This is a genomic window from Terriglobus sp. YAF25 (assembly GCF_052113305.1).
GTDB lineage: Bacteria > Acidobacteriota > Terriglobia > Terriglobales > Acidobacteriaceae > Terriglobus.
Genome location: NZ_JBFRCY010000971.1, coordinates 1 through 1,342, shown reverse-complemented (window position 1 = coordinate 1,342; position 1,342 = coordinate 1). Strand labels below are relative to the sequence as shown.

General features: G+C 61.3%; 2 protein-coding genes. One reads left to right on the top strand and one right to left on the bottom strand.

Annotation, left to right across the window (positions count from 1 at the left end; all coding sequences use genetic code 11):
- On the top strand, positions 1-294 hold a 294-nt coding region (locus tag AB4043_RS25695; RefSeq protein WP_442308545.1), incomplete at its 5' end, for an FtsX-like permease family protein.
- 70 nt (positions 295-364) lie between these two features.
- Here AB4043_RS25695 and AB4043_RS25690 read toward each other — a convergent pair.
- Positions 365-1,342, bottom strand: a 978-nt coding sequence (locus AB4043_RS25690; RefSeq protein ID WP_442308544.1) for a penicillin-binding transpeptidase domain-containing protein, incomplete at its 5' end; no start/stop codon positions are given.

The window sequence follows — 1,342 nt, the reverse complement described above, 5'->3', positions numbered from 1 at the left end:
CGGAGACGCGAGATTGGCGTGCGTATGGCTCTAGGAGCGCAAAAGTCTTCGGTGTACGCACTCGTAATGAAAGAATCAGTGTGGCTGTCGCTGGCGGGTATTTCGGGTGGGTTGTTGTGCTCGGTGGCCGTGACGATGATGCTACGCAACCTGCTATTTGGAGTATCCCGATGGGATGGCGTCACGCTAGGCGGTGTTGCGGGATTGCTGCTAGCGGCGTCGCTGGTTGCGAGTTATTTACCGGCACGCCGCGCGGCGAGTCTGGACCCGATGCAGGCATTGCGGGCGGAGTAAACCTACATTTGAGAGGATCGCACTTCTCACAACCCCGAGGTGTGCACCCGGGCCGTAAGAACAGCTCCCTCTATGGCTCCGCAGGCTTCGCCGGAGCAGGCGCGGCCGGAACTGCTGACGGCGATTGTGACGGAAGACCGGGTACCGGAACCGGCTTCGGCACATTGTTCTGTGCTGGTGGATTTTGTGAAGCGGGCTGCTGCTGAATCGGCGTCTCGGTCGGCTTCTCTGCCGGCTTCTCCGCCGGTGGCGGAGGCGGAGTCTTCGGGGCAGGCGCACGGTCCACAGGCTTGATCGTCTCCGAAGTCTGATCTTCGTCGCTGTCTTCGTCCGCCTGTTTCTTCTTCTGCTCCTCAGTCACCGAGCGGGCATCGGAGTTCACCGTCACCTCGAGCTGCTTCTTCTCGCCGCCGGTGGCGAACTGTTCGTCCGGCTTGCCGGCGATGGCCAGCTTCATGAACTCCATCCAGATGGRCAGAGCAGCGCGGGCTCCAGTCTCCTTCTCGCCGAGCGACTGGCGATCGTCATATCCGATCCACACGCCGCAGGTCACCGACGGAGAGAAGCCGATGAACCAGGCGTCCGTATAGTTGTTCGTTGTTCCCGTCTTGCCGCCGAGAGCGTGATGCAGTTGTGAAGCCGCGGCGCCTGTGCCGGAGATGGTGACCTGCCTGAGCAGCGTCATCATGGTTCGAGCCGTCTCCACCGAGGTGACCTCGCTCACCTTTGGCGCGGGATCGTCCATCGGCAGACCATCGGAAGCGGTAACGCGGCGAATGTAGTGCGGCTCAACGCGGATGCCATCATTCGGAAAGACGGCGTAGGCGCCTACCTGGTCAAAGAGCTTCATATCCGCCGCGCCGATCGCAACTGGGAGAAACGCCGGAATCTTCGACGTGACGCCGAACCGCTGGGCAACATCAATGACCTTCTGGATGCCAACCTGGTGCGCCAGCCGCAGCGCCGGAATATTACGGCTCTCCGCGAAGGCCTCCAACACGGTCATTGAGCCTTTGTAGTCAGGCTCGTAGTTGTGCGGTGTATACGG